Origin of the sequence: Paraglaciecola sp. (assembly GCF_030730205.1) — a bacterium.
Taxonomy (GTDB): Bacteria; Pseudomonadota; Gammaproteobacteria; order Enterobacterales; family Alteromonadaceae; genus Paraglaciecola.
In genome coordinates, this window is sequence record NZ_JANQVQ010000282.1 from 1 (window position 1) to 8581 (window position 8581).

Here is an 8581-nt window from a genome sequence, read left to right on the forward strand (position 1 = left end):
TAATGCAAAACCTGACACCAGGGTTTAAGTTGATGCTGAAAAACATTAGAAAAACACTGAACCACAGGAGATAAAAAGGATGTCAGTATTTATCATCTCTAATGTTTTAATAAAAACTAATACAAACTAAAAAAGAGATTGGCTGTCATGTTTAATTACACTAATGCTTTTTCACGAAATATCGGCTGGGTAACTGACGATGAACAACAGCTATTAAAGTCAAAAAAAGTAGCTATAGCTGGGGCTGGCGGTGTTGGTGGTGAGCATTTGGTAACGCTTGCTAGGTTAGGTATTGGGTCTTTTAGCATTTCAGATTTTGACGAGTTCGAAGTACATAATTTTAATCGTCAAGCTGGGGCGTTTATGTCAACTTTGCATAAACCTAAGTGTGATGTCATGAGAGATATAGCACTAGATATTAACCCCGAATTAGATATTGAAACGTATCCTGAAGGTATTGACGAAACAAATGTCGAAGCTTTTCTAGATGGCGTTGACGTTTATGTAGATAGCTTGGACTTTTTTGCTTTAAATGCCCGCAAACTGGTGTTTAAAAAATGCCAAGAAAAAGGAATACCAATTTTAACAGCAGCGCCGTTAGGTATGGGATGTGCGTTTCTTTGTTTTATGCCAGGGCAAATGACGTTTGAAGAATACTTCAGATTTGATGATTGTGAATCAGAAGATGAACAATTAATTAAATTTTTAGTTGGACTTTCACCCGCCATGCTTCAACGTAATTATCTTGTTGTACCAGAAAAGGCTGACTTTGAGCAAAAAAAAGGCCCCTCTGTTCCTATGGCTGTTAAAATGTGCGCAGGCATCGCAGGAACATACGTTTTGAAAATCTTACTTAATAGGGGCTCTCTGGTAGTTGCCCCCAAGGGCTTGCAGTTTGATGCTTTCACAAATAAATTCAAGAAAACTTGGCGCCCACTGGGAAACAGAAATCCTCTTCAAAAAATCATGTTTTCCATTGCGAAAAATATAGTGATCAAAAAAATCGCTACTCAAAGCAACAAACAAAACGCAGTTAAAAATGAACTTAAGCCAATAGAGCAAGTTTTTGAATTGGCGAAATGGGCGCCAAGCGGAGACAATACGCAAGTGTGGCGTATTGAAGTCAAAAATGATTACACCTGTATAATTCATGGTTTTGATACAAGTGATTGGGTTGTTTATGACAAACAGGGAAATGCCAGCAAATTAGCATTAGGATGTTTAATTGAAAATTTTGAACTTGCTGCACATGGGCTTGGTTACGAATTCTCAATTTCACAATGTGGAGACGAGGTCCAAACCCCACACTCAATCAGTGAGAAACCAGGCGCAGTTGCGTTTAAAATAACAATACAACAGCAAAGTTCAAATGACTTATTGAGTAAACCCGATCCTTTGTTTCACTATATCAAACTACGCACAGTACAACGTAAACCAATGGGAACCAAAAAACTATCTACAAATGAAAAACAATTATTAGAACAAAGCCTACCAGCTGGTTTCAAGGTGATTTGGAAGGAACAATTTAGCGAGAGACTAAGCATAGCCAATTTACTTTATGGTAATGCTTATACGCGTCTATCAATGAAAGAAGGCTATGATGTTCATTCTAAAATAATAGAGTTCAAGTCTGTTAAAGATGATTGTTCTGCAGAAAAGAATATGAATAATCAGTTCAGTAAAGACAAACTCCCTGCAAAGTCTCTGGGTGTCGACCCTATTACCGTTGCATTAAGTCAATGGAGTATGCAGAGCTGGGGTAGAATGCGGTTTTTGACCAAATATATGGGTGGCACCATACTGCCAAGAATATTGATGGACTGGTTACCTGCGATCAAGAGTAGCAGTCTTTTTGCCATTGTCGCTGAGCGTGAACCACAAAACGTGGAAGATTACATTGCATCAGGAAGAGCTGTTCAACGTTTCTGGTTACAAGCTGCTGCGTTAAACCTAGGATTTCAGCCAGCACAAACACCTGTTATATTTTCTGAGTACCTAAGAAAGGGTGTGAAATATACTGACAATAAGGTAACCACTGAAAATGCACAAAAGATGGAACTTAAATTCAGCCAGATTTTTAATGAAGTGAATACCTCAAAGATAGTATTTATGGGCAGGCTTGGACGCAGTGAGGCAGTTAAATATCGTTCTGTTCGATTATCTTTAGAAGAACTAAAGTGCTGAGTATTTTAAAGCTTGATAGGCCATTGTAAATCAATTATTTCACAAAGACTAATCTGCTAACTCTGTTGTCTTTGTGAAGCCTTTTCGCGATACAAGCCAATTAACAAACATAGAAGCTTAAAGATTACACAAATAAACAATAACCATTTAAGGCTAGTCACATACCCGACTACACTGGCAACTTTTGGTAACTGCTCAGGGTACGCAAATATCAAGCTCACTAACATTCCATTCTCCAGAAAATCCATCGACATCACAAGAAATGGGATCAAGATAAGAGAATATAATCTTCTATTAATGCTGTCATACGCCTTAACTATGGCTGCAATCATCATCGCTATTAAAACGCTATAGTAAATTGGATAAATGACATCGATAGTGACTAATCCAATTATATATCTGTGTCTAAGCCTTTCGCCATAGGCGCTCAACATCTGGTAAACCATATCGGCATCGTAGTAGAACAACAGATCAAATGGCCCAGTTTCTCCTTGGTCAAGGATCATGGGCAATAAATAGAGAGGGAATGCGAAATAGCCCAATACTAAAATAATGATGTTCTTTCGTGAAGCATGGGCTAACAACCAGTTAGTCATGTGGCTCAAAATCCTACCGGATACTTTATTATGCTATTTACTATAACCTGTATTTTAGAAACTAACTAATCACAAACAAAAAACCCGCCGAAGCGGGTTTCTAAATTTTGAACATTTGCTCAATAATATTAAGCAGATTTTTTACGGCTTCTTAAACCTAAACCTAAAAGACCCAAACCCAAAAGAGCAATTGAAGAAGGCTCTGGAACAATACCTACTTCATCAAGGTCAAAATCAGCATTTGGATTAGTAGTAGAAATAACTGCAGTTATTGACTCTATCATGCTGAAATCTGCATTTAAAAAGTTAGCAAAAGCAAAGAAAATATCGCCAGTTTGCTCATCAGCTACAGTGAAGCCGGCAGAATCAGTTGAGTAAGCAACACCATCAAAATAAGATACAGTCAAAGCAACATCGAACGGGCCGTCAACTGCATCTAACAAACTAAAATAAAAGCTATCGCCAAGTAAAGTAAAGTCAACTGTGTTTTCAGGTGTAGTTGCAAATCCACCAGTCCCTAAAACCGCATCATAATACTTAAGGGTAAGAGAACCACCAGTGTTTGAACCACTGTAAGACAACTGACCATTCTGATCTGGAGAACCAGGGTAAAGTGAATTATCTACAGTAACAAAAGCGCCACCAGCAGAAACAGTATAATCAACAAATACACCTGTTGTAGTAATTACTCGTGTAGTAGAAACTGGAGCGCCTGCAGAAGTAATTTCTAATACTGAATTATAACTATCGAAAGAATCCAAAACGAACTCAGCATGAGCTTGAGTAGCACATACTGCAGTGAAGGCTGAAGCTAATAAATATTTTTTGAAATTTAACATAATCTTATCCTCTAATTGTTTATCAATACATACTTCTTTACGACAACATTGGTATTTGTAGAGTACCGCAAAGCTTGTTACAGAATACTTATACAATCCGTGTGCCACATATTATTTATCATTAATTTCATATAGTTAGATAAAGTTACGCTTTTATTTGCATGGAGTGTGTAAATAAATCTGACAGAATATTAAGCATCAGTTCACTAAAACGATAAGCCACTAGTGCGATTTTTCTGAATCCTCGTTTAATATTTAACTGACTGAAATTATGCTGAAAGATTTTTAGAAGTTGCAGACTTTTGTGATTCAAATTTTTTAGAAACCTGATACGACTCTCGACAGGTAATAGACTATTTTGGCAAACATGCGTTTCTGGTAAGCCTACTAGGATATCTGCCTTACCTATCTAAACAAGACGCTATTAAAGTAAACCTTAGCTGAGCTGAGCGGAAGTTAAAAGCGCCACAAAGACAGACTCCACGAAATTATTATAGATACGCTATCGAACTAAAATATAGCGAGTTGATAAACAAACAGCACATGGCCGGCAAAAATCCTTATTTTTTGAAAAATAACGCATCTAGAACTTATAACCGCAGAAATTTAACGCTCAAATGCTAAAAAACCCGCCGAAGCGGGTTTCTAAATTTTGAACATTTGCTCAATAATATTAAGCAGATTTTTTACGGCTTCTTAAACCTAAGCCTAAAAGACCTAAACCTAAAAGAGCGATTGAAGAAGGCTCTGGAACAATACCTACTTCGGCAAGGTCAAAATCAGCATTTGGGTTAAGAGTAGAGATAACCGTTGTAATTGACTCTATCATGGTGAAATCAGCATTCATAAAGTTACTAAATGCGAAGAAAATATCGCCATCTTGACCGTCTGCTACTGAGAAGCTTGCAGAATCAGTTGAATAACCCATACCATCGTAGTAAGAAACTGTTATTTGAGCATCAAAAGGACCATCTACGGCGTCAAAAAGACTAAAGTAAAAAGTATCGCCGAATGCAGTAAAGTCAACAGTGTTTTCAGGAGTAGTTGCAAAACCACCAACACCCAGAATTGCATCATAATATTTAAGAGTGATAGTACCACCAGTGTTGGAACCACTGTAAGACAGTTCACCGTTCTGAACTGGAGAAGTAGGGAAAAGTGAGTTATCTAAGGTAACAAAAGCGCCACCAGCAGAAAGAGTATAATCAACAGAAACACCTGTTGTAGTAATTACTCGCGTAGTAGAAACTGGAGCGCCCGCAGAGGTAATTTCTAATACTGCATTATAACTATCGAAAGAATCCAAAACGAACTCAGCATGAGCTTGAGTAGCACATACTGCAGTGAAGGCTGAAGCTAATAAATATTTTTTTAAGTTAGACATAAATATATCCTATAAAAGTTTATCTTCGTTATTATTTACGACAACTTAACGTAAACAGTATAACAGTAAAAATCTGTTCACTTTAGACAAAGCAAATAGTACGCCAATTTTTTTTTACCATATAATACAACAACTTACAAAAGTCATTTTTTTACGCTTTTAAATATGTTAAAAAAGCTGACATTATTCAGACCTACAAAACGCCGACATCATCGGAAATAAAAATAAACTATTTGTAAAAGAAATTGCGGTTAGAAATGTAGCCAGACCATAACAAACCAATTAGCATACGGTGGTTTGGTGAATTTTGTATAGATAACGGTGCTTGAAAATTTTTCTTTTCTTAGACTATCACGGACAATTGGTTAGTTTTTTAATTAGATTCATTAGACAAATGTGGGGCTTCAATAAGCTACATCAATGCAAAAACTGAAGTGTTCTTACGATGACTAGCTAATGCCATGGTCTTTATTTTTTTTTTCATCTGTTAAGGCTATTTTGTTGCAACAGACACAAAGCGGGGAATAGCGATATTTAATCTAAACTCCCCAGACTTACATTAGAAAATTAGATGTAGGTTATATCCTAAATCTTAGATACCTTTTCGTAATTCATTTATCTTCATCTGTATTTTAGGATCATCCGTTTTCAAGCTGTTTAAAATTGATGCTGCTTTTTGATTTTGCTTACTTAATAAGAGTGCTTCGACATATCTAATGCCAATACTTGTTGCTTTGGGTTCAATCCTCAATGCCTTAGAATATGTATCTAAAGCCTCTTCGTTACTTCCAGATTTCAATAATGTCGTAGCATAAGTGTCTAGTATTAAAGCATTATTTGGGTTGACTTTGGTTGCTCTCTCAGCGTAACGCAACGCTTCATCAATATTGTTTTCTTCTAAAGAAATATTGGCCATATTATTCAAAGCCCTTAAGTTATCTGCATCTGCGTTAAGTATCACCGAATATTGTTGTTTTGCCTCATTAAAGTCATTCTCAGCAATGGCTAATTCAGCAATCCTAACTCGAACTACCTGCGACTCTCCAACTTGCTTGATATGTTCTTTTAAAAAATTAATAGACTGAATGAGATTACCCTGCAGTTTAAAACCTTTTGCCACAAAAATTGCATTCTGCTCTGTTGGATTCAGGTCGTAATATCTTTTTAGCTTAGGCAAGGCTGCATCTGCATTGCCTGTTTCAAGGAGCATCATGCCCTCAATTCCTTGAACACTTTCAGACTCTTTGGCTTCTGCAGGTAATGAATTGAAACCTTGTTTGGCTTCAGCTAAATTTCCCAACAGAACATTGTAATACATTAAAAGTGCCGTGAATTTAGTCTGATTTTTAAATTTTAAAACCGAGTCTCTTGCCGCTAACCTTGCTTGTGGAATATCACCTTCAAGTTCGTAAAAAGTAATCAAACGTAAATTTGCTAGACGATTCTCTGGTGATGTTTCCACCCATCTTTTTGCTACTTCTAGCGCTTTTTTAGTATCATTCAAATTGAGTAATGCATCACCGTAGACTATCCAATATATGTCTGGATAATTGTCAGCGTCGACTAACTTGGCAAGTACATCAACTGTTTTTTGGTAGCGTTGAGCGGTAAATAAAGCTTGTGCATATAACAACGTTAATTTTTCACCGCCTAATTTTTGATTTAGCGCTGTTTCAAAGACGTTTAAACCTTCTTCGACCTTCCCCATTTGAAACTGTAAAACAAAATATTTTTCAAGTGCGATTAAATAGTCAGGTTTTTTCGCCAAAATAGCTTCGATATAAGTAATAGCATCACTAATTTTATTTTTTGCTTCTGCTTTATCGGCATAATAAATGTTGGCGGCAGGATTGCTGGGGTCTATGGTAAGCGCCCTGTTGTACATATCTTCAGCTTGATTAATATTGTTTTTACCTAACAATGCCGTTGCTGCTAAAATGTAGCCTTTTAACGACTCTGGTTCTTTATTGATCCAATCATTAGCCAACTCAATAGCCTCATCGTAGAGTTCATTTTCAATGTAAGACGCAGCTAATCCAATCTGAGCCACCTCAAGATCAGGGTCCAAAGCCAATGCTTGTTCAAGATCACTTATGCCTTCTACATCGTCGAGAGATAACCTTAAGAACCCTTTTTGTGTCAATGTAGATGGTTCAGTAAACGTTATAGACTTTGTTTTTTCTAACAAAGTTTGCGCCTGCTCAAGGTTTCCAGACTGAACAAGCTGCCTGCTAACTGCAGACAACAATATAATATCCTTCTCAGTTAGGTCTTGTATGCGAGATAATTGGTCTGCTGATTCGATGTTGTAACCTAATTTCAGTTTCACTATCGTTAATAGCTTTTTAATAGGATGATTACTGGGAAAATCGTTTTCTATTGGCGATAGATTTTGAAAAACCTGTTCGTAGTTTGATGTATAAAAGGCGCTGATACCTGCAATTACCCTATTGGTTTTATTGTCCATGCCGTTTTGAATCGCAATTTGGGTAAAATGTTTAGCACCTTCATAATCTTTTGCTTGATAGCGAACAAACCCTTTAAGTTGATTCACCATCGGATGCGATTTGGCGATCTTCAGCAGGTTATCAATTAATTTTTCAGCCTCAGTAAATTGATTGTTTTTTGCATACGCGTTGGCTAAAAACAGCTTTGATTGAAATAAACTCGGCAGTAATTCTTCGTAAGCTTCAAAATATTTAACCGCTTCAGGAAAGTTTTTATTCATTATGGCAAGCTGGGCTTTAAGTAAAATTGCCTCTGGAAAATTAGGGGTTTGCTCAAGCAGTTGGTCGACCTTCTCTACCGATGAACCAATCAAGTTGTTACTCAAAGAAACATACGCGCTTCCTAATTTGCTGTACATGGATTCATTAGAAATTTCGTTTGCTTGCCTTACAGCTTGTCTGGCTTTCGCTGGCTGTCCCAATTGAAAGTACGCTAAGGATTTATAAATGAGTAGGGCTGTTTCGACCAACGGATCAATATTTTTAGCATCGTTAACTAAGTCAATGATTTGTTGGTTTTTAAATTGTTGACTATAAGCCTTTGCTAATAGGGGTAATACATCATTTGGCTCATAACCCAAGTCGTAAGCCTCAGAAAGCTCTTTTTCTGCTGCCGTTGCGGCACCTTTTTCAACATAGCTTTTGCCAAGTAAAAATCTGGCTTGAGCATTTCTCGGTTCTAACTGAATCGCATTTTTAAGATCGAGCACTGCACCCGAAAATTGATCATTGTCGACTTTAACTTGAGCTTGAGCGATTAATTCTTCCGCTGTTTGTTTTGTACATCCTGCTAATGCTAATGCAACAACTAAAGGAATTAACTTCAATCGTAGTTTCATATTTTGCTCCATGTTTTCGAAATGTGATCATTGCTAAATGAGTTAGACGAATAGCAATTTAATTGTCATAAGTTACAGATTAACGCTAATTATTGAAAGGGAATAGATGATTTTAGATTCTTTTACAGTTAGCCTATTGCGTTGAGGTGAGGTTGCTTTCATTTTGAGAATAATAATAAGCATGAATGGCGAGTTTAAATAATGGATTTATTAGAACAGGGGTTCGGATGTA

The 8581-nt window shown here is 36.7% G+C and carries 5 protein-coding genes; 1 reads left to right on the forward strand and 4 read right to left on the reverse strand.

Going from position 1 to position 8581, the window contains the following annotated elements; all coding sequences use genetic code 11:
- Positions 1 to 147 precede the first annotated feature (147 nt).
- Positions 148 to 2184 (forward strand): ThiF family adenylyltransferase, encoded by a 2037-nt coding sequence (locus NWQ57_RS17985; RefSeq protein WP_306023554.1) that lies wholly within the window; start codon positions 148 to 150, stop codon positions 2182 to 2184.
- A gap of 56 nt (positions 2185 to 2240) precedes the next feature.
- On the opposite strand, the gene NWQ57_RS17990 is transcribed toward NWQ57_RS17985, so the two are convergent.
- The 4 genes from NWQ57_RS17990 to prsT form a co-directional block, all read right to left on the reverse strand.
- Positions 2241 to 2780 carry a hypothetical protein gene (locus NWQ57_RS17990; protein ID WP_306023555.1) on the reverse strand — a complete coding sequence of 180 codons (540 nt, stop codon included), beginning with the start codon at positions 2778 to 2780 and terminating at the stop codon, positions 2241 to 2243.
- Positions 2781 to 2908: 128 nt separating this feature from the next.
- Positions 2909 to 3619: a PEP-CTERM sorting domain-containing protein gene (locus NWQ57_RS17995; RefSeq protein ID WP_306023556.1), complete on the reverse strand. Its 711-nt coding sequence runs from the start codon at positions 3617 to 3619 to the stop codon at positions 2909 to 2911.
- A 673-nt stretch (positions 3620 to 4292) separates the two neighbouring features.
- Entirely contained in the window at positions 4293 to 5003 is a 711-nt protein-coding gene (locus tag NWQ57_RS18000; RefSeq protein WP_306023557.1) for a PEP-CTERM sorting domain-containing protein, read from the reverse strand.
- A gap of 592 nt (positions 5004 to 5595) precedes the next feature.
- On the reverse strand, positions 5596 to 8361 hold the full coding sequence (gene prsT, locus NWQ57_RS18005; protein ID WP_306023558.1) for an XrtA/PEP-CTERM system TPR-repeat protein PrsT: 2766 nt from the start codon (positions 8359 to 8361) through the stop codon (positions 5596 to 5598).
- Positions 8362 to 8581: the final 220 nt, after the last annotated feature.

Excerpts from the sequence above, each read along its gene's own strand:
- NWQ57_RS17995 (WP_306023556.1), bottom strand. The coding sequence starts at position 3,619 with ATGTTAAATTTCAAAAAATATTTATTAGCTTCAGCCTTCACTGCAGTA.
- NWQ57_RS17990 (WP_306023555.1), bottom strand. The coding sequence starts at position 2,780 with ATGACTAACTGGTTGTTAGCCCATGCTTCACGAAAGAACATCATTATT.
- NWQ57_RS17985 (WP_306023554.1), top strand. The coding sequence starts at position 148 with ATGTTTAATTACACTAATGCTTTTTCACGAAATATCGGCTGGGTAACT.
- prsT (WP_306023558.1), bottom strand. The coding sequence starts at position 8,361 with ATGGAGCAAAATATGAAACTACGATTGAAGTTAATTCCTTTAGTTGTT.
- NWQ57_RS18000 (WP_306023557.1), bottom strand. The coding sequence starts at position 5,003 with ATGTCTAACTTAAAAAAATATTTATTAGCTTCAGCCTTCACTGCAGTA.